This window comes from Cytobacillus purgationiresistens (assembly GCF_030813235.1).
Lineage (GTDB): Bacteria > Bacillota > Bacilli > Bacillales > Cytobacillaceae > Cytobacillus > Cytobacillus purgationiresistens.
This window is the reverse complement of sequence record NZ_JAUSUB010000013.1, coordinates 85,242-105,423: the sequence shown is the minus strand read 5'-3', so window position 1 is coordinate 105,423 and position 20,182 is coordinate 85,242. Positions and strand designations below refer to the sequence as shown.

The following is a 20,182-nucleotide window of genomic DNA, read 5'->3' as shown; positions in this document are numbered from 1 at the left end:
ATGCAATTAACAGAAAATCCTTTATAGTAATGGGAAAACATAGGGTACTAATACAGCAAAAGCCATCATTAACAATGAAACACTAACTAGATTTTTGGACCATCTATGAAAGTCAGGATGTTCTATAAGTTTATAACCTAGTCTGAACAATAAGCTTACGGCAATACTTATCAGTCCAAGATATAATGCCGAGTAACTTAACATTGTTATCGCGCTGTTTAGTAAAGCATCTACATCTTGTGAAGATTGCATGGATAAAATCAATATAGGCAAGCCTCTTAAAATAAGTAGGACAATAAACGATATGTATATAGTGCTTTGACCATATTTTTGCCATTGCCCATTTCTAAAAAGAATGGACATAATCATTGCAACTACTCCAGCTAAGAAAATAATCGTTATTATGGTAATTCCCCATGAATATAGTGGAGAAACTAAACTCCCGAGGCTCTCCATAACTCCGCCAAAAAGGGTTTTAGATGATGTAGGTTTTATTTCTAAATCTTCTTTATCCGGCATGAAAGGTAACGGTTTGGCTAATGTCGTCATACTAGGAATTACTAGTAATAAAAGACTAAATAAGAAGAAGAGTGAGGTTATTTTGTATTTCATAGGTCAAGCAACATACGCATTTCACTATTATTAAATGTTAATTGTATTGTTTCAACCGTATTATCCCAATACAATTCACCATCAATACAAGGAATGTTAATCCTATATTGATACTCTTCTTTAGCGGCCGAGTACATCATGTGGGAGGTTTCTAGCCACTGCTTTTTTGCTCTTGGAGCCACAATAGGATCAGTAATAATTTCAGTCAATTCATCTAAAGATATTGAAATGAAAGCATCAATATAAGACATTTTATTACGAATTCCATTTGCGATAATATTAGTTATATATAAAGAAAAAGGTAGAAGGACCTTTAAAGGTGTTTTAAATGTATCTAGGACCCCAATGCCGTCATTACATTTAACATTTAACTTGATGGTGAAATCTGTAAAAGAAAATACTCCATATCTATTTACTGATATTTGAGTAATGAAATTTTGCTTATAGTTAGATATTAATGGTTTAATTATTTTTTCATGAGTGATTAATAATTGTTCTTTAATTTGGTCGAGATACTTAGTTGTTAGTTTCATTGATTTTGTACCTTCAAAACGAATCAATAACATTTTTTTATTGGGACGATACTCAATTTCTATGTTTTTAAACCAAATGCCTTTATTTTTGACTACAGAAAAAAATAATGGAAACTGTTCAGAGCTTATTTCAATTTCATTCATTTAACTTTCCTCCTTGTATATACATATATAATACTTATTACCCAAAAATGTTTCAATGAAATACCAATAAAATAGTATTAAAGAACTATAATTAATCTGTGGTTTTTTATGTTTTATATTAAAGATGAATAGGAACCAACAAATGTTGGCTCCTATTATCTTTATTTATGCAATCTGAATGAAGTCTTCAGAAGCATAGTATTCTTCATCAATAATAATAAAATCTGTTGATATAGTTTGTAGAATTTCTATGTCTAACACTAGAATATTATTCTCCTGGCAATCTACAGTAAGAGACAGAATATCACCTTTATTGATAGATTCGTAAGCTCCGGCATGTACCCATACTCTTGAAGTACCGTCAGAAACATGTAAATATCCTTGTTCTTCACCTACAATCTCCACAACCCACTTTTGCAAACCCAAAACCTCATCGGAAATGCGTGTCGTTGCATTTATAGACAAATGTTTATCTACATTGACCGTAGCTGGTTTCTCCTCCCAGGAATCCATACTCAAAATCTCATCTTCTTCATGAGCAGGACATTCAAGAGGGTCCAGCTGCCTACAACTTGTGGCGGCTGCCTCACTAAAAACTTCATTTGATAATTCATTAAAAAATATAGTTTCATTTTCACTTGGCTCAGATAGTTGATAAGTGAAAGAAACGTCTTCAGTAGCTAGATCTTCTATTATTGGTAATCCCCACAATGGAATTTCTTTTTTTATACTTACATCGTTAGAATTCAATAGATTCATTTGTACCAACCAATAAAAATAGCAATCTAAAACAACCGTTAATATAAAGAATAAATGAATATTTACTTGTTCAATCAGTATTAACATCATTAACCTCCAGTTAGTTTTTATTAAGCGAATAAATCAAAAGCTAGCTGATTTTCCGCAATTGACCTCTTACCCGTTTTACTTTTCTTAACTTCAGGTGTAATCGTTATTATTTTTACATGTGAGCTATTAATTGCTATTTGTTTTACCGCTTGTTGTGGTCGAGATATGTGATACAAAATAGCCCCATCTGAGACGAAATTACGATCGAATCCAAATGCCTCGAGTAAATCAATTTGAAGTTTGTTTTTATGGATTTCAAAACCTAATACTTTTCCAGTCTTGATATTATCCAAAATCAACTCTTTATCTCTTAGCATTGCAAGTTTGGTTGTTTCTCCTTGAATTTCACTTTCTATCCATGACTCAAGTTGCTCCGAAATAGATAAAGTCTTGCTCTTTTTCTTCTGGCCGATGCTATTTAGTATTTCTCGGGCACGATCAGATGTTTGATTTATCCAATCCTCTGCTGATCCGGTAAGCACTTCTCCTCCATTTTTCACACTCTGAATCAATAAGGTTTGAAGATCACCATCATCCCCTAACATAGCGGATAATCCATCAGACGATACTTCTCCATTTATAGCGGCTGCAGCTTTGTTCTTTAATGCTACAATTTGAGCCATTTGCTCTTGGTACGTACGCTCATAAGACAGGTAGTACAACCTGCATTCTTTATCTTGACCTATTCGAAAAGAACGGCGTGAGCTTTGATTAAGAGTAAAAAGTGACCAAGAGAATTGATAATAGACTAAGGTAGGTGTACATAGTAAATCTAGGCCTACTTTGACCAGCTCCTGGCTAACTATACAGACATCAAAATCTTCATCATCAATTTTTTTCTTTAACCATTCACTTCTAGTATTAGTTGAAGTGGTATTTGTGCTCAGTATGCAAACCTTGGCACCGATTTCTTCTAACTTCTTCTTCAAACGCGGCCTTATATCTCGTTCTGATACTGAAGAACCTGTGTCTCTGACATAAACAATGGATTTTCTTCCTTCTGAAATTTCTCCCTCAATTATTTCTTGAAGCTTCTTTTCTTTTGGCAGGGTAACCTCTTGTTCAATATGAGCAGCTTTCCAAATTAATTCTTTTGTTCCATTTTCATTCTTTGCTATTGCATCTGGGAAAGTAAAAGGATTATCAGGATAACTAACTCCATAGTCTGTTAGCTTGAGATAGAGCTTATTTCCGTCTTCCCAGTTATTTATGGCATGCTCGAATGAATTAACCATGTTTTTGTAATTATTTTCAAGCTCACCCTCTATAGGGACAAAGATCGTTGGCGTGTCCACCAATTCAACTGGATCTGGCCAAACGTCCATTAGTCTGATATTTACAGTATTCTGGATTAGAAACTTTCCGTATATAAAAGGTGAGATACCGGGTAGAATCTTTCTAGTTGTTCTACAATCTCCGCCGCGTGAATTAGTATTTGAATATTCCTTGGCTCCACTCTTCTTTTGATAGGTTGTTTCTTCAATGTTACCGAATTCTTCATTGAATCTATTTGAATCCTCAAAACTAAATCCAGCAGCAATCATGTCTTGGGAAAAGCAACGCCAAAGTAGATAGTAGATATCTAGAGCCCTTCCTCCAAAGAGAGTTCCAGTACCTCCGATAACCTTCTTTGAAGCTGCCACTAGGGATCCTAATGCATGACCTTGAGCAGTCATTCCACCGCGCAGCTCGTGAATTTCGTCGATGATTGATATATCGAAAAAGTTCTTCATCTTTCTCCTTATATACTCAATTGTTGCTATTCTTTTAGGCATCCCAACAGATTTAACAAAATTGGGTTGTTTGCTTTTCACATGTTCATACAATTTAAGGTCATTCTTCTTAATGGCATAAAGCAACTTGTTTTCATATGCGAACCATTCTTTTATGGATTTAAAACGAGTGGGTACTTTTCTTGTCCATAGACTTTCATCACATTCAGAACAAAAGGCATTGGCTGCTTTTGAACTGTTCGCTATTCTTCTGGTATCCCCAAATTCAAATGCAGTCATATTATGAGAAATTTTCTTCTGTACTTCGTTGCCATCTTCATCAAGGACCAACATTTTTTTCTCTATGGTTTGATGCGCGTGACCACAAGAAGGACAATAAAATCCGTTTTTATAGATATCCTGGTCTTCTGATAGACCTTGTTGAGCAGTTCCTTTATAAGTATGGGTAACTGCAGGGACTATTCGGGCATCGTTGCGCATCGTTGTAAATGAAATAATGAAAAAGGTTGGAACAGTTGGTTTCGTCCTACCCGAACGCATCCATTCAGCGTGATACCGTATCAGCGCGGCACTTTCTTTGATTACTATTACATTGGCATTAGGTATTAAAGATTTTATTTCCTCTGGCCATTTCTTAGTTAAGGAAGGTGGACACATTAAACAAACATGATACCCTTTATTGCCTTTTAACGATTGCTGATATCCATCTGCGATTGCAGTCATTACTTTACTCTTCCCAGTTGACATTTCTCCTTGGATAATAACTGATTTATTAGTCCTCAACTTTTTAACAACTGCGCTAGCTACATGTGATTGTACAGGGAATAGAGTAGTTGGATACCCTTTAAAGTATTCTAGTGCCTCATCGTTAAGTGGGTTATGGAGTGGCTTAACAGATTCAGATAAGCTCTTCACCATTGCATCGTTATAATCCATTAGATAGGAAGTTAAATCAGATATCTGATCAACTTTATCTCCACTGCCTTCTCGCGGAAATTTTATTTTTCCTTCTTTAAGAAGATTTTCAATAAATGCATCTGCTTGTTCCTCAGTTAATTGAATTGAGTAAAGACTTAATTCCTCAGGGAAAAGCTCTCGATCAAAATAGAGATTATGTTTGATTAAATGATTCTCTATAATTAACTCTTTAAAAACGATGTCTTCCCATTCAGGCAGAATGTGTAATCCGAAATTAACACCACCAAGTAAAGTCGCTATTTCTCCGGCAACGTTTCCATCAAAGGATAGGACATACTTGTTATTATTTAAAAGATCATCATGAACAATTGCTAGAGCTTTTCTGTTTTGATTCAACGTCATCGGGAACCTCTCATAATGGCCCTTTTCAGAATATAAGGATTTCTCAGAAGTGAATTTATATCCAGTTAACCCTTTATCACCGTAACCAAAATTAATACCGCGAGAACCTAAATCAATCGTCCCTTTGATAGACTGCAAAGCAGAATCAGAACCACTTATTATGGAGAGAAGTAATTTATCTTCATTCCGCTCTTTTTTCTCGTATGCCAACGCATAACAAAATACTTCATGCCAGGCTAAGTTCGAAAATACTTGAAACATTTTTGGTTGCTCATTTGTCTCTGTTGTAAACATAGTAAAAACTCCTCTCAAAATAAAAAAACAACCCCTTTATTCACCTTTTATAAGGTGAATATCTCATGGATTGATTAACTCTTTATGCCGCTGCTATACGTATGTTATAGCTGCTACTTTCTTTTTTTGTATCTTGCTGATGTTCAAATTGAAATCAGGCAATTTCTATGTGTTTCATCTCTTGTTTCTCTTCTTCCTCTGTGCTCTCGTTTTGTAATAGAATTTCTTCTACACTATTATGGTTTTGGCTCTATGGTTAATAGATAGATCACGGTCGATTACAATTTTTTGAATTAGACCATTATCAAAAAAATAGCCATTGGCTGCACCAGGTACTCGTTCTACACTGACTGAACAATTATTACTCTCAGCGATCAGCTTTGCTGCATTAAAAATCTGAATTGCTTCTTCGGATTCGCCCTCGAGTTTGAGTCTTATTCTTTCGATGGGAAGCTCTTTTCCCTTAGTACTGGAATAATCATATACAGGGACTCTGTAATACTTGACTACCTTTCTTTCTACTTCACCTGTTTCTGTATTTTCAATGTTTTTAAAAACAGGAGTTAGAATAAAGATAGCTTTATCGTTTACAATTCTACCAAGCTCATTCCATCTTTTTAGCGGTGCAATGAACGTCGCTTCTGGGTTTTGAAAGCGGGCCAATAAGATGTTATTAAACGAGTATTTAGGAAGCAAGGCTTCCATCTCAAGAATTGCTCGATACTTGTCAGGATTTAACTTGAGGTTTTTACTCCTTCGTCAAGCTTCTTGAGTAAGTTATCCACCTCTTGTTTTTTCTCGGCTGCTGTCTTCTTTTTATAACCTTTGTTAAACCCCTTACTTTTCTTCATACAATAATACATCCTTTCCCAAGAGTAATTTTACTTTCAATTTTTCTGAGAACGCAAAAAAGCCCTTGGATGGATTGTTTAGTTGTAGTTACACTACAGTAAAACAATGCACACCCAAAGGCGTAAATTTAGTCATCCCCGCAGACAAAATTAATTGTCGCAATAAAAAAGAAAGAAGAAAGTATAGGTTAATTATAAACCAGTAATGGGTAAAAAACTAGTATTGCCCTACGAGTTCCTTACATCTTATAAGCTCAAAATTGGGAATAGCATTAAAAACTACTCCTTTTTCATTGAACCCGTTTCGTATGGCTTTTTCCAAGAGATTTTCAGCCTCATCCATTGATTCACAAAATCCAAGTGTGCGAACGAATGATAACTGATGATCAATAACTGTAATTTCAATGAGCAATTGATCAACAGTAGAGAAACCAAATTCATAATAACCGATGTGAAGATACTCTAAATAAAAAGTAGCAGCTTTCTCCATATTCTCTTTCTCCTTTCAAATAAAAAAAGCTCTTTGGGGTATTAACACACAGGGTGCGTTATACTCCAAAGAGCTTTATGTTCTTAACCCGCTAACACCATAGTGTAGCAATTCTTATACAAATATACCATTATTATCTTGTTATGACAAGATTAAGCTATTTCTTCTTAGGTATATCCTCATAGATACTCAGCATGATTGGATCAGTAATTACATAGTAATTATAAATAATTTGCATTGCATCCTTGGGTGAATGACCATACTTCTTAATTAGTTCATTGTAAAAAGATTTGACTAAAATATCTTGTTCAATGAATTGCTTCATTTTTTCGTCAGAGTACTTAGGATAAGTCCCAAGATTGGTAAACTCAGTTATCATAGAGTCTATATTTTTCTGACCATAATAATCTGACGGCTTAACTTCATATCTCATAGTTTCATCGTAAAATGGATTAGTCACCATGACTCCATTGAATTCAAAAGCTATGAACATCCCATTCTTTTTAGTTTCTGATTCATTGTACTTAACAATTTCTTTTAAATAATCTACCTCTTTTTTCATGTTAGTTAACATCCTTTCCCTTGGGCCATTGATTATGAATACACAAAAAAAGCCTTTGAACAGATTATTCAGACCATAGAAAATCCATGGGGAAAATAACAGCCCAAAGGCGGTTTTATTATTCTTATCGCATAATTCGAAAATGAATTAGCAAAAAAAATATATAGAAAGTTATACAATTAAAATTCTAGAATGAAAAATAGTCTTACTAGATATTAGTTTAAAAGTAATTACTCTGATTTAGTTTGTATATTATACCTGCAGAACTTCTATACAAGCTTTTTGACTTTACCAGTAGGTAATATAATTTTAATTGATATATCCCTCTTTGTTCTTGTTTTTGTGATGATCATGTCATCTGTAGACTCGGTTGTTTCTACATTAGAAACTGTTTCTACGCCCTGTACTGCATGTAAATGTTCTCCTTCTCCGAGTACTCCATTAACAGCACCAGATGCTAATAATAATGCCATCTGTCCTTGTGCAATATTAATAATAGGATCCCCACCTATTTCAAGTTGTTTTGGTTTAGTGCGTTCTTTAAAGGCAAGAAAGCCCTTGTTTTCCTTTATTGATAGGATGAAATCTCTTTTATTCTCAATTTTAGAATAAAAAGTAGGTACTTCCACGTCTGCTTCTGGTACTTCCCATTGTTTTTGGCCAATAAATTGTTTGATAGAAGAGACATTGGTCTTAATAAAATCCTCTGATTCCATGCTTAATAGAAATTCATGCATGATTTTATTATATTTCTTTTTTTTACCAACTTTCTTTCTGCCAATGAAAATACATTGTTTATAATCCTCATAATCCTCATCCGAAAATTTTGCCACACCTACTTCTTCAAATTGGGTAGCGAGAAATCTAGAGATATGTTTATCCGCAAAACGATAGGAAGGAATGATATATATCATTAAACCTCCAGGGATTAAGTACTTAGTGTTTCTAGCTAATTCAATGAATTCTTTTCTTTCAGTTCCTTCTTTCCCAATACCTACAATCGTATTATCATATGGCGGATTAAGTAGAAGTAAGCCAAAAACATTATGTGATATAACCATGCTTTCTATTGGTGCTTGGACCAGACGGTCGATAATCTTTGCAGCGGATGCAGCTCTTCCTCTATCAAGCTCTACACCGTAACTTTTGATATTACGAGGTTCATGCCCAGTGGCCAAATAATTTAAGATAAAACCTTCACCACATGTTGGGTCAAATATGGGTGTATCTCCTGTAAAGTGTAGAAGCTTTTTAAGATATTCTCCTTGTAAATCCGGCGTCCTATAGTACCCAGCCTTTATTTTATTACCTAAATGACTCATACTATAGCACCTCCCACATTCACATCAATTACAGTGATTCTCTGGCCGTTTGTTAAATTGCCAATTCGTAATTGTTTAGCAATCCACTTCCTTTGAAAAACGGTTAATGAAACTGTCTCTCCGTTTTCATCAACACCAGAAAGTAATACAGGACCGAATATATATTGATGATAATCTGGTTTATTGTCCCATAAAATAATCAAGTTTAGCCCGTGTTCACTTGTCATTTCGTCGTTCACCCATAAGTCTATATTGTGTGGAAGGGATACTCGATCTAATAATCCACCTCCAATTAATTCTTGCTTATCTCTTAATGAGTACACACTATTAGCATGCCATCTAAAATCATTCTCTTTTTTTAATAAAACATTTACTACAGCTGATTTAGTTTTCATCATAAATTCCTCACTTTTCTTTTGTAGTGTATTAGTGGATGTAAACAAAAATTAACGTAAATCCCTTGTTTTTATGAGGGGATTTTTGGTTTTTTGCACTATTATTCTAGGAACTTTAAAAGAGCATCCAGGTTAATTGGATGCTCTCTAAAAGTAATAAAACTCTATTGTTTATTTAAAACAATAATTTGATTTACACATTTACATTCTTTAGAAGGGAAGATCATCGTCTGATATATCTTGGCCACTTGCAAATGGATCTTGGTTGTTAAATCCTTGATTACCATAATTAGAATTATCATACCCTTGATTATTTTGTTTAGTGGGCCTATTGTTTGGTAGATCAGTTTTTTCCCTAGGATTCTCATTTTTACTATCTAAAAACTCAATGCTCTTAGCATGAATTTCTGTAATGTAAACCTTCCTACCATCGCTTTCATAGGAGCGGTTTTGTAATCGCCCTTCTATTGCTACTCGACTACCTTTATTTAAGTAGTTAACAACATTCTTGGCTTGTTGCTCCCAGATAACCACATTAAAAAAATCGGTTTCTACTTCTCCCTGCTGGTTTTTATAACCTCTACTCACAGCTATAGAAATTGAAGTTACCGCTTTATTACTTGATGTATATCGAAGTTCAGGATCTTTAGTTAATCTTCCAGTAATTATTGTAGTATTCATGAATTCAACACGCTCCTTTTAGTTTTCAAGGTCAAAAAAGTAGTTAAATACTTTTTTCGCTAAGGATTTTTTTTCTTTTTTTACATAACTGGATCCAATTGTCCACTCTGTACCGGTTAATCTCCACATGATTCTTTCATCTTTAAATGATGAAATCATGGAATCAATAATCTTACTCGCCTCTTTAAATGCAAGATGTTTAGAAGATGCCTTTAGACTGTAATAACGTCTCTTTCCGTCTGGTGTAAGAATCTCCATACGGAAAAACCGACTACAATCTCCATTTCCAATTACCTCGCTATTGATATGATCTAATGTTGAATCTACTGCAATAGTTAAATTTGCAAAATGACTCATAAATAAACACCCTTTCCCAAAAGTTTTTGCTTATTTCTCATATGAGAACGACAAAAAGCCCTTGGGCAGCTTGATAAGAACGAATAATCATTCGTTTAACAAACATGCCCAAGGGCTGTAATTTAATCGTTACACCGCGAATTCATAAAGAATTGCAAATAAATAAAAGAAAAATAAGTTGATTTGATTATACCATTATTTTCATTTGTAAGAAAGATATTTCTCTTTGTTTTGCGTAGCTGAGGGTTGCTGCTTTCTTTATTTTTGTCATAAGTATGATATAATGTGGATATAACTAAGAAAAGACAGGATGCGCTAACATCCTGCCTAGTAACTTATCGCCCGAGCGAGAGGTTACTTAACTAAGATTTATTTCTCTTAGAGAACCACCCCGACTGGCGAGTCTTACGGGTGGTTTTCTTTTTGGATTTTTTACGTGATATCTTGCTGAAAAGAAGGGCAACGACTTGTGTTATCACTGCCTTAGCAAGAGTTAGTAGTAAATCCAATAGTACGTCCATTGCGGTCACCTCCCTCCGTCTCCAACATGGAGCATAAAGGGAAGTAACCTCCCACCCGAACATTCAGTTACCTCTAACATTATAGCACATCTATTGTTAAGAATTGATATGATACTTCTTGACTCTTATTGTTTTACCGCCAATAATTTATATATCAGTACGAACAGTTGGTACAAAACAAAGAACCAAAAATGAATGTTTTATAAGTGGATCTTATTGGCGAACTTGTTTATATTTACTCCTTCACCAAAAAAATTATTATATATGGTTTTGTATATTTCTGATTTGTTATTAATATAAAAAGGTGATTAATATGGAAAAAAAGAAATCAATATCGACAAGATTTATAACATCCTTGAATATCCAGATATCGTTAGTTGTGTAGTAATAAGTTGTTTAATTTTGCATTTAAGAATCTATATTATTATGCTACCAAATTGAATATTATTAATAATTGGAGGTCTAAAATGTTAGGAAACCGTAAAATAAGGGATATTACTCCAGTAACCAAAACAAATTTATCCATTGAACAGAAGAAAATTATAGTAACAAAGATTGATAAATTGTTGAAAAAAATATCTATTCAAGAAAATGAAGTTATTAATGATTTGTACTACCTAAAGAGAAAATTCGTATCTGATAGTCTTGAAGAAAATGACTTAGAGAAATTAAATAAAATCCTGTTATTAAAACCTCGACTTCGATTTAATTGTTTTTAGATTACCTTAATTAAAGAATCGCAGTAGGAGTTTTAAACGATTTTATTAAACTTTTTAAATATCAATATTATTTTTTGAACAACTTTATTATCCATATTCATTAGTGGGCGTTGCGACAATTGTAACAGTGCTCATTTTAAGAGCAAGGTAGGAAGAGGAGAATTTCTTAGAGAGTGTCGAAACTGTGGGATAAAAAAGCTGATTTGATATTCAGTTATTTTTATTTCACATTAAAAAACCCTGGCATCTTTATATAGAATTCCAGGGTTTAGTTTTACTATTCCAAATCAATTAATTGATAATATCACAATTTTTCAAATAACTAATTAGTGTATCAAACTTTTTGTTAATCTTTAGTCTCTCTTCATCCATTGGATAAGCTATAGGATCTCTGGTGCCCGCCACTAAGTAATCACTTCTCCTACCGTTGCTAGTTAAAGTGTCTTGTATGTAAGCTTCAAAGGCCCTAGCGGTTAGTTCTACATTGCTAGCAAACTTCTTTTGCTTACTATCCATTTTAAGAGCTGTACTGAAGTAAGTAGAGTAATTAGATGGATATGGAATATATTCAATTCTAATGCCTGTTTCAGCTTCATGTAACCATGCTAATGCTTGTGCAAAACTATTAATATTCTTTTCTTTCCTCACTTTCAATTTCTTTTTATTTTTTTCATCTGCATAGTTGTAATAAGAAAAGAACTTTATGCTGTCTTCCATCTTCTTGTTTTCAGTTTGAATAAATTCATCCATACATTCAAACAGTTCCCCGCTATGCTTGAGGTAAATACTTTTTACTATCGAAGATGCTTTCCCTTTTGAATTTGAAGTATTTTTATTTTGAATATAAGCCGTACTTCTACCCGATTTTATAGTATCAATCAACTCGTAAAATATAATCTGAACCAGCGGATCTATATGGCTGCCGAGAGTGTCAGGCTCTGATGCAAAACCAATCTTCCCATTTTGGAAATTATGACTCTTATCAAAGATATAATTATCTAGTGCATGGAAATATTCGTGAGCAAACACGCCTAAGCAGCCTTTTTCTTTGGTCATATTAATTACCTTTGCAACGGGTTCATAATGTGCTAATGCATTCCCGCTTCCACGAGAGCCATATCCGATGCCGAGAGTACCGTTCAAAGAAGTAGCTTGATATTCTATACCAAGTATTTCAGCTAGGTCCATCATGGCTTCAGATGAACGCAGAAGATGCTCATTGCCCTTATGGTCATCGACATAGTGACCGAATTCTACGCCTCTGAACTTAAAGAAGGATATTAAGTCTTCAGGCCTTTCAATCACACTCTGTGCTCCACCTTTTCTATCCGGCCTTTCAGGGAGAATACGTGACCATGCTTTTTTCCTTGTGGCAATTAATCTTCCTTGCTTCTTTTTGATTAATTCGTCCCAGGATTCAATTGCAGCTATTTTTTTCATTGTAGTTTCTTGACTGCTTCTTTTCATAAAGAAATTGTAGAATTTCTTACCTAATATACTTAGTTGTAATGATTTTGAGGTTTTTATTGCAACAAGAGTCTTTTCAAAATTACTCAAATCGCTTAGCAACTTTTTCTTTTTATCATCCGTTGATTCTAATTGCATTAGTTCATTTTGCAGCTGTTTAATTTGTCTATGATAAAATTCAGGTTTCTTCCTCTCGTTAAGTAGATGATCATACACTAAATTTATTAAGCTTAACAGCTCATTGAAGGTGTATATATCGTTAAATGCCTCTTTTACATAGTTAGCAGCATTTAAGAATGTTTCTCTCGCAGCTATAGTATCGTCAGGATCACTATCTATTCTTTGTATGAGTAATTGTTTAGCTTTTGCTACTCCTGGATGAACACCGTTTCCCTTCTCTTTTTCCAAAGAAAATGAGTGGAACATGTTTTTCTTATTTACCATTTCTGCAGCTAAGGTTGGACTATAAAGTTCTAAATTAGCTAATGAGTTTTTACTTTGAATTTCTTCAAATGCTCTCTTTAAGGCGGCCATATCCTTTCTGCTGTTTCCGATTTTTTCGCCACAGTCATAAGCAATGCTACGCGATTTTTGTTTTTCCGTACGGATATCATTAATATTCACACCAGTTTGATTAAATAATGACATTTGCTGTTCCATGTTAAATGCTCTCCTTATTGAAAAGGGATGCCAGAGTTATTACTCAGCATCCGATCTTCATATTTATTGTTGTTTCTAATCTCTCTTGACAAATTTGTTTTTCTTTTATTTCTTCCAGCTACAAAGTTCGATGAGTTTGCTTTACGCTTTATAGATTGTTTGTCTTTGGCTTAACAAACTCAACTAGCATTTCTAGACATTCCGAATCTTTTTTTAACTCATCAGCATTCGCTTGAATCATATTATGAATCATTGTTGATGCAGCCTCTTCGACTTTCTTCTTTATCAGTTTGAAGTATCTGATTAGATATAATAGCTGTTCTTCCTCTAAACTTCTGATGTACACTCTATCAATATATTTTTTAGCATGCTCAGGTAGAATACTATACTTAGTTTTGTCCTTTTTTCTTACAAGTGTGGAGATGTACTGGTTGTTGATGCAAATATCTTTAGCGAATAATGACCCTTTTTCGCGGTGTTTCATAAATTGAATATAATAATCTCTATCCAATTCTACTTGAAGGAAATCATGTTCAAACTCAACTTGGAAACTTCGAAAGTATTGATGAATTAACTCCGAGGCTTCTTTCATTAGTTGATCCTTACTTTTGATATTTTTTCTCATTGCCTCTTCCTTTAGTTCTGTAGCTTGTTTCAAAAGGTTATTCATCAATTTGATAGATGTTAGGTTTTTATTATCTTGCATTGTCTCTTCCTCCTTGAGTTCGATGCTTAATAAGCAATTCGCTCACCTAATAAAGTAGTTTTATTTACTACTTTTTTAGGCATAGCGCTGTAAGCTTAATCTTCTTATCTTCTTTTGATGGATATTCATTATTTTTTCCTCAGTGTCTAATTGCATCACAACAAACTTGAGTGTGATATCAGTTATTTGCCTATGCGGTGACACTATATGCTTTGGTATCAATCCGCTCATCATGTATTCATCTAGTAATGCCAAGTTTACCTTGCCGAAATTAATAAGGTAGCCTTCTCCTAGGTTTTTATATACCTTCTCTGAAGACCAATCTGCTTGTTTTTTAATCAATGAGACACTGCCAAAAGGAGTAGGAACCTTCTTTTTAGAATTAAGCACTGAACAGCTTTCAGCAGACCGTTTAAACTCCTCATATGCTTCCTTTAGGCTCCTGTATTGAATGGAGCTGTCTCTTATTTCTGTAATTAGCTCTTCTATAGACTGGCCACCAAATAAGTAGTCATTTGTCATTAAGCTCTTTTTACCAACTTTATTTAAAGTAGACTTTACAAAAAAAGTGGGTTCCTCAATAAACGGCTTGATATCTATGTAGCTTTGTTCATCAGTTGCTTTCTTGTTAAATGAGATTAACGGGAAGATGTACTCTGGTTTTACATAACAGAATAGATCTTCAATCAAGGATGCGTGGTTTGTTTCCCATTTTTTTTGAGGTACAAATTTTGCAACCATATTAAGATTAGGGAAAGCATGCCTTTTCCCTTCCCATTCATTTAGTGAACTTCTTAGGTGTTCTTTTGCTTGAGATATGAAAATCTCAGTTTGTTTAAGTTCTTTATATTTTCCAGACTCTATAAGGTTGATGAAGCTGGCCTCTGATACACTAAGTTTCTTAGTCATGATAGTAAAAGTTCCTCCTGAGGATATTTAGAAAAAGAAAAGGGAGTGAAATCATGTCGCTTAAATCCATAAGCAACCGTTTCAATCTCCCTCAGATCATTTGCTAAATTTGATAAATGGAACTTTTTATTTCTTAGCTGCACGTTTATTTCACTACTTGGCAAGATACCAACTCTAACTTTCCGACGTTCAAAAAGCCCGTACAAACTCCCGTGATAAAGTCCATAATCTTCAGCAATTTTTATTAAGTTTTTCTGTGAATGGCTACTTGTCATTTTATATTCTATCCCGCTAATACTTAGAGGAAAGATACCTAAAAAATGATCGATCAAGTATTGTCCAGATTCAGGATTACTAGTAAAGTAGGCGCGATAGCCTTGTGCTTCTCTTCCTCTGACAGACATTGGTTCGATAATGAATTCTTCATCATCGTTTTTCCAAGTCAATTGGTTCTTGATGTTTAAAATAATTCCTTTGGGTGATAAATGATTGATTAATTCTTCAATATCCATTTTTAGAAAAAAGGTAACTTTAAACATGTTTCATACCCTCTTTCCCCAAATTAGCTACAAACACCAAGTTACTACAATAGATACAGTCTCTCCTTTTAGTTAAATACATCTTTCAACATCCTTTCCCGTAGCTTTTTACTTGATTTTTCGCAAATAAAAAAGCCTTTGGGCATGATTGGTTTACAACTAAGAAAGTTGTTTACAAACATTGCCCAAAGGCTATCGTTTATTACTACTGCAGATCCGTCTGAATGATCGCAAATAAGTTAAAAAAATCAAGTATGTAATTATTATACATAATTTTAAGATTACTATCAAGTTATTGTTTCATCTAGCCGATAAGTATATAGATAGCTTGTTTTAGGATCCTCTTTAGCAATATTAACTAACCTTTCAAACTCTTCTTTAGATAGTTGTACAAAAATGCTGCCTTCTGGTATATCATCAGCATATGGAGGCATCTTAGATACAGGCGTTTCTAACATTACCGATTCAATTGCAATCACTTTTTCGCGTGTGGTTTCGCCAAGGTTCTGCTTAAATCTCTTTGTAAGACAGGCAAATAAAACTAATAAAGGTTCGGCTTCATCGTTGTCGATCATCTTTGAACAAGAAAAGATGTATTCACGAGAAATTTCCCCCTTTTTAGCATATTTATTAAAGATTCGCCTTTCAGTCAACGAATCCACATCCCTTCCTTTACTTATAATTGATACCTCTTAATAATTCCATTTATTACAAATCATTTATTTGATTTTTATAATATAATAGTAAGTTTTATTATGCAACGTAATTCAAAAAAGTAGAAGAATCAGTTTACATGAATTATAACAAAAACGCCTACATCAGTAGACGCTTTCGTCATTTCATCGAGTCACATTTGAAATAAAATCATCATGAGAAGACTGATCTGCATGATAAAACACAACATCTCCATCCAATAAATCAAATTGGTTATTTTCGCTATCATTAACTTTTTTACTATATCCCTCGCTGCGCCATTGATTACGAAGCGGAGCATTTATATATTGTAAATGTGGGTTGCTTAAATCTTGATTTCTTATAGTTTCTATGTTGAAATTCACTACAATATATCCATCAGATAAATAGATAGGCGAATGACTGGTAATGCGATTCTTGCGTCCATATTCAGCAAGATCTATTCCTTTCTTAACCACTTTGACATCAGCTGGTAAACTATATTCACCATGCCATTGTTGGATAGAAGCTGAAGCCCTTAGAGAGCTTACTGATGAGCTGTTAGATATATCGGTTGGTCCGATATGTGTTTTCAGTTTATATGGCAGCACCATCCAGTCGAGTGAGCCTATCCACGTTTCTTGTTTTGCTTCTTTTAGATACTGCTGAATAAAACGATTTTTTACCGTTGTGTTAACATTCGAGTAGTTGTCAAATGCAAAGTCAGCGGTCTGAATGATAGAACTTTGTGGTACATTTCTCAAACGATCATCCAGAGTAACAGTTCGTTTTAAAGTATCTTCTGCGCTACCAACTTTTATAAATGGTTTATCCTTAGTTGAATAGTATAAATCAACTTCTGTTCGATTTTTCCCACTCTTATCTATAAAGAAGAAAGTTGGAGTAATTCGAATGCCGTCCCCTTCACTAAACATATTACCTTTAGTTTTTAAATCAAACTTGAAATGGTAACCAGTTTTAACACTAACATTAGAAAAGTAAGGATTTTTACCTGGCATAATCGGCAACATATAAGGAGCAGAATTCCCTCTCATAGCTCCATCAATTCCTTTATCACCGACCCAATAATAGTTGCCAGTATGCCTAGGGTCATTTTTTCGGCTTCTAAATACAGATTCCCAAGCAAAGTCCGCAATGTCACTTATTCTGAAATCATATAATCGGCCGATGACATTTACAGGTACGATGTCAGTTGCTACATGGTTCTGTAAATTTCTATTTGCGTTTCCTTCAGTTGTGAAATTTGAAGCTGGTGAATTGATTGCTATTGTTCGATATAGGACTTCATAATTTCCTTCGTTCACCCAAACAGGTAGGTAGAAAGCGGTCTCTGTCTCACTTACAGGAATGTCTACCCAAGTATTTGCAGGAATAAATGTTGTTTTAGCTCCATTACTTGAGCGGTAAACATCAAAAGGAAATCTTACCTCTTTTTTATTTGTATACTTCGCATAGTCTCTTGTGCCGTAACCAGGTATGTTTAAATGTGCACCATAGGTTGGCATTTGAATAGTAAATGGACGATCCAATATAACAGCTTTTCTACTATTATCAGGCTTAGTTCTTTGATTGTGTGTTTTATCATCTGAAACTTCCGAGTAAATGACGACAGGAGTATGTACAGTCACATGATTTAGCTGCATTGGGAATTCTTTTTCTCCTCCCTGGGCATTCACATTCAAGATTTCATCGTATAGAACTAAACCAGTACTTTGAGCCTTATCTCTATTTAATTTTGTATTGCTGATTTGTAATTCATCTTTTTCTAAGGCAACCATTCTTGGGTTAGGGATTGAAGCTGGTGTTGGTCCAATTTCATCCACAGTTGCATCATTCATGACTGTAACACCTTGGAAAGTAACTTTGTCATTCTTAACCTTATTTTTTCCAACATTCTTTTCAGCAGCTGGCTTTAAATCTTCATCAGGTATAGTTGGTTCTGAATTCCCTGCATTGATAGTCTTTATTTTTAATTCTTCAGGCTTGCAGTCTGCTGGAGTAACATGCATCTTAACATCAGAAGAATGTTTTGAATCTGCATCAACGTTTTTATCGTAAGGTACTTTTACTAATTCGTCTGGCAATGCATAGTTTTTAAATTGGCTGTTAGTCAATTTAAATATCTCTAAAGCTTCAATTTGCCAATAAGTATAGGCTCGTTCTATTGGGTAATTTTTTTGAACATAAGCGATACGCGATCTATTTTCGGTTATCGTAGTAGGATTACCGTACTGATCGTTAACTTCTATCGTTTCTGTCCATTTAAGCTCATACCCTTGGACGATATCAACTTTAAATGAAACTTTTCCAGTCTTTTGTTGGAATTTTTGATTATAAAGATATTCATCAGTCAAAGAATCAACCTTTAGAAATTCAGAAGTTGGGATTCCTTGTAATAAATCGAATTCACCTTTTGCTGAGATTTTTCCAGTAGGTGTTGGCTTCATCTTTTCTGAATTCAAGGATTGGCCATTCGACGGATTGGATATGTCATATGGACAGGAGTTGGGTAAATCTGGTGGCTCAGAGCTACAGCCCCCAGAGACAGAGAAATTAAAGTTTACTGAAACATTGGTCTTTGTAGCGTTATCAACGTATTTAGCGGTAATCACCGTCGTTCCGGCTTTCTTAGCGGTTATCTCTCCTTTGCTGTTAACACTCGCTACATCCGTTTTACTAGATGCCCATGTTAGTTTAGAGTCCGATGATAGATTTAAAGTCTTACCATCTCCAGTAACCACACGAGCTTTTAAAGGTACCTTCTCATTTACACATGAATTACTGTTTCCTGTGATATTGATAGATGCTTTATAAGGTGGTGGGGTGTATGATAAGTTCGCCTCTTTACCTTCAAACGTCCAGTATGTAGTATTTGCCCAGCGTTTTCCATTTCCATCTTCCGGTGTAGTTACTCCATACCAGATTGCAGTATCATCTTCGTTCATATCTATATTTTTATATGTTCTGTTTTGAGTAAAGTAGATGTTAGGTGCTTCTGCCGCTGTTTGTTTAGGATAGGTTCTACGGATTACTCCTGAAGAATTCATTCTTAAATTTCTAGCATCTACACCACTGCTAAATGAAATTGTTCCATCCTTAAACTTATGATTGTTAAATTCGAAAGGAGTAATAAGCGGACTATAGACAATCTGTGAGTCTACTCTTTTAATTAGATATAATTCGTATTCTACTTCTTCATAAGGGTCTGGAAAAAGCTCTTCCAAAGGGAGAGATATCCTAAAATTGACCTGCTCGTATCTCATATTACAATCAGTATTAATTCTATTTGTCGCGTTCGCTGTACATTCGTTCCAAAGTTGTGTAGGATCACTTGTTTGACTATTGTATTCCAAATCCTTGGTAGCATTTCTTTCTAGTCCATCAGTTCGATATATTTTTGTGGTGTTTAAATCTTTATCCCCTTTTACTTTTCTTAAAGCAATATGTGTTGTGTGATTTGTTGGAGAGTGTCTTTTGTAACCGGATAACACTGCCCATCCATGCATTGAAAGAAATTTTTCATTTCCTTTTTCGAATGTCCTGTCTACTATCTGCCACCCATTTTCAGCATATTTAGCATAGTAGATATCATAGACAAGCCTGGTACCACTAGTCCATGAATGATCTTTACTGCCATATTTAACTGTTCCGTTATTCCAAGCATTTCTTACAGAAGGTTCTACATTGTAAGGTGAATCAACTTCATCAGCAAAACTAACAAGAGGAAAAGTAAATAGTACAAAACATATAAATGCCAAACCCATAATTAAAAGCCATAGTTTTATATATTTTTTAGGAATTTCCAATACTTTTCCTCCTAGATAT

Annotated in this window: 19 protein-coding genes and 1 pseudogene; 3 read left to right on the top strand and 17 right to left on the bottom strand. The window is 34.3% G+C overall.

The annotated features are described in order from the left end of the window. Positions 1 to 21: 21 nt before the first annotated feature. From J2S17_RS15225 to J2S17_RS15175, 11 genes are all read right to left on the bottom strand, one after another. Positions 22 to 549, bottom strand: coding sequence for a hypothetical protein (locus J2S17_RS15225; RefSeq protein ID WP_307476263.1), 528 nt, complete (start codon positions 547 to 549; stop codon positions 22 to 24). Positions 550 to 608: 59 nt separating this feature from the next. Beyond that, positions 609 to 1,289, bottom strand: coding sequence for a hypothetical protein (locus J2S17_RS15220; protein WP_307476261.1), 681 nt, complete (start codon positions 1,287 to 1,289; stop codon positions 609 to 611). A 165-nt stretch (positions 1,290 to 1,454) separates the two neighbouring features. After that, on the bottom strand, positions 1,455 to 2,135 hold the full coding sequence (locus J2S17_RS15215; RefSeq protein WP_307476259.1) for a hypothetical protein: 681 nt from the start codon (positions 2,133 to 2,135) through the stop codon (positions 1,455 to 1,457). Between the two features lie 23 nt (positions 2,136 to 2,158). After that, on the bottom strand, positions 2,159 to 5,485 hold the full coding sequence (locus tag J2S17_RS15210; RefSeq protein ID WP_307476257.1) for a helicase-related protein: 3,327 nt from the start codon (positions 5,483 to 5,485) through the stop codon (positions 2,159 to 2,161). A 228-nt stretch (positions 5,486 to 5,713) separates the two neighbouring features. Beyond that, positions 5,714 to 6,190, bottom strand: a complete 477-nt coding sequence (locus J2S17_RS15205) for a hypothetical protein (RefSeq protein WP_307476255.1) — start codon at positions 6,188 to 6,190, stop codon at positions 5,714 to 5,716. Between the two features lie 363 nt (positions 6,191 to 6,553). Further along, a complete protein-coding gene (locus J2S17_RS15200) occupies positions 6,554 to 6,826 on the bottom strand; it encodes a hypothetical protein (RefSeq protein ID WP_307476253.1) in 273 nt (90 codons plus the stop codon). A gap of 157 nt (positions 6,827 to 6,983) precedes the next feature. After that, positions 6,984 to 7,388 (bottom strand): hypothetical protein, encoded by a 405-nt coding sequence (locus J2S17_RS15195; protein ID WP_307476252.1) that lies wholly within the window; start codon positions 7,386 to 7,388, stop codon positions 6,984 to 6,986. Between the two features lie 269 nt (positions 7,389 to 7,657). After that, complete coding sequence (locus tag J2S17_RS15190) at positions 7,658 to 8,710, bottom strand: DUF6094 domain-containing protein (RefSeq protein WP_307476250.1); 1,053 nt, start codon at positions 8,708 to 8,710, stop codon at positions 7,658 to 7,660. Then, on the bottom strand, positions 8,707 to 9,105 hold the full coding sequence (locus tag J2S17_RS15185) for a DUF3846 domain-containing protein (RefSeq protein WP_307476248.1): 399 nt from the start codon (positions 9,103 to 9,105) through the stop codon (positions 8,707 to 8,709). Before J2S17_RS15185 ends, J2S17_RS15190 begins: the two co-directional genes overlap by 4 nt. Before the next feature lie 210 nt (positions 9,106 to 9,315). Beyond that, on the bottom strand, positions 9,316 to 9,786 hold the full coding sequence (locus J2S17_RS15180; protein WP_307476246.1) for a single-stranded DNA-binding protein: 471 nt from the start codon (positions 9,784 to 9,786) through the stop codon (positions 9,316 to 9,318). An 18-nt stretch (positions 9,787 to 9,804) separates the two neighbouring features. Further along, complete coding sequence (locus J2S17_RS15175) at positions 9,805 to 10,143, bottom strand: DUF6018 family natural product bioysynthesis protein (RefSeq protein ID WP_307476244.1); 339 nt, start codon at positions 10,141 to 10,143, stop codon at positions 9,805 to 9,807. A gap of 423 nt (positions 10,144 to 10,566) precedes the next feature. On the opposite strand from J2S17_RS15175, the gene J2S17_RS15170 reads away from it, so the two are divergent. From J2S17_RS15170 to J2S17_RS29090, 3 genes and pseudogenes are all read left to right on the top strand, one after another. Beyond that, the gene (locus J2S17_RS15170; protein ID WP_307476242.1) at positions 10,567 to 10,701 is read left to right on the top strand and encodes a hypothetical protein; all 135 of its coding nucleotides are present in this window, start codon (positions 10,567 to 10,569) and stop codon (positions 10,699 to 10,701) included. 430 nt (positions 10,702 to 11,131) lie between these two features. Further along, positions 11,132 to 11,383: a hypothetical protein gene (locus tag J2S17_RS15165; RefSeq protein WP_307476240.1), complete on the top strand. Its 252-nt coding sequence runs from the start codon at positions 11,132 to 11,134 to the stop codon at positions 11,381 to 11,383. Between the two features lie 99 nt (positions 11,384 to 11,482). Next, positions 11,483 to 11,590 (top strand): annotated as a pseudogene (locus J2S17_RS29090) (DUF8096 family protein); the annotation flags it as partial. Positions 11,591 to 11,674: 84 nt separating this feature from the next. Here J2S17_RS29090 and J2S17_RS15160 read toward each other — a convergent pair. The 6 genes from J2S17_RS15160 to J2S17_RS15135 all read right to left on the bottom strand — a co-directional run bounded on the left by J2S17_RS15160 (position 11,675) and on the right by J2S17_RS15135 (position 20,163). Continuing rightward, entirely contained in the window at positions 11,675 to 13,510 is a 1,836-nt protein-coding gene (locus J2S17_RS15160) for an LPD1 domain-containing protein (protein WP_307476238.1), read from the bottom strand. Positions 13,511 to 13,658: 148 nt separating this feature from the next. Next, the gene (locus J2S17_RS15155; RefSeq protein WP_307476236.1) at positions 13,659 to 14,216 is read right to left on the bottom strand and encodes a hypothetical protein; all 558 of its coding nucleotides are present in this window, start codon (positions 14,214 to 14,216) and stop codon (positions 13,659 to 13,661) included. A gap of 75 nt (positions 14,217 to 14,291) precedes the next feature. Beyond that, entirely contained in the window at positions 14,292 to 15,125 is an 834-nt protein-coding gene (locus tag J2S17_RS15150; RefSeq protein WP_307476235.1) for a hypothetical protein, read from the bottom strand. Next, positions 15,122 to 15,664 (bottom strand): hypothetical protein, encoded by a 543-nt coding sequence (locus tag J2S17_RS15145; protein WP_307476233.1) that lies wholly within the window; start codon positions 15,662 to 15,664, stop codon positions 15,122 to 15,124. Before J2S17_RS15145 ends, J2S17_RS15150 begins: the two co-directional genes overlap by 4 nt. A gap of 287 nt (positions 15,665 to 15,951) precedes the next feature. Further along, positions 15,952 to 16,317, bottom strand: a complete 366-nt coding sequence (locus J2S17_RS15140) for a hypothetical protein (protein WP_307476231.1) — start codon at positions 16,315 to 16,317, stop codon at positions 15,952 to 15,954. A 186-nt stretch (positions 16,318 to 16,503) separates the two neighbouring features. Beyond that, positions 16,504 to 20,163 carry a DUF5704 domain-containing protein gene (locus J2S17_RS15135; RefSeq protein ID WP_307476229.1) on the bottom strand — a complete coding sequence of 1,220 codons (3,660 nt, stop codon included), beginning with the start codon at positions 20,161 to 20,163 and terminating at the stop codon, positions 16,504 to 16,506. Positions 20,164 to 20,182: the final 19 nt, after the last annotated feature.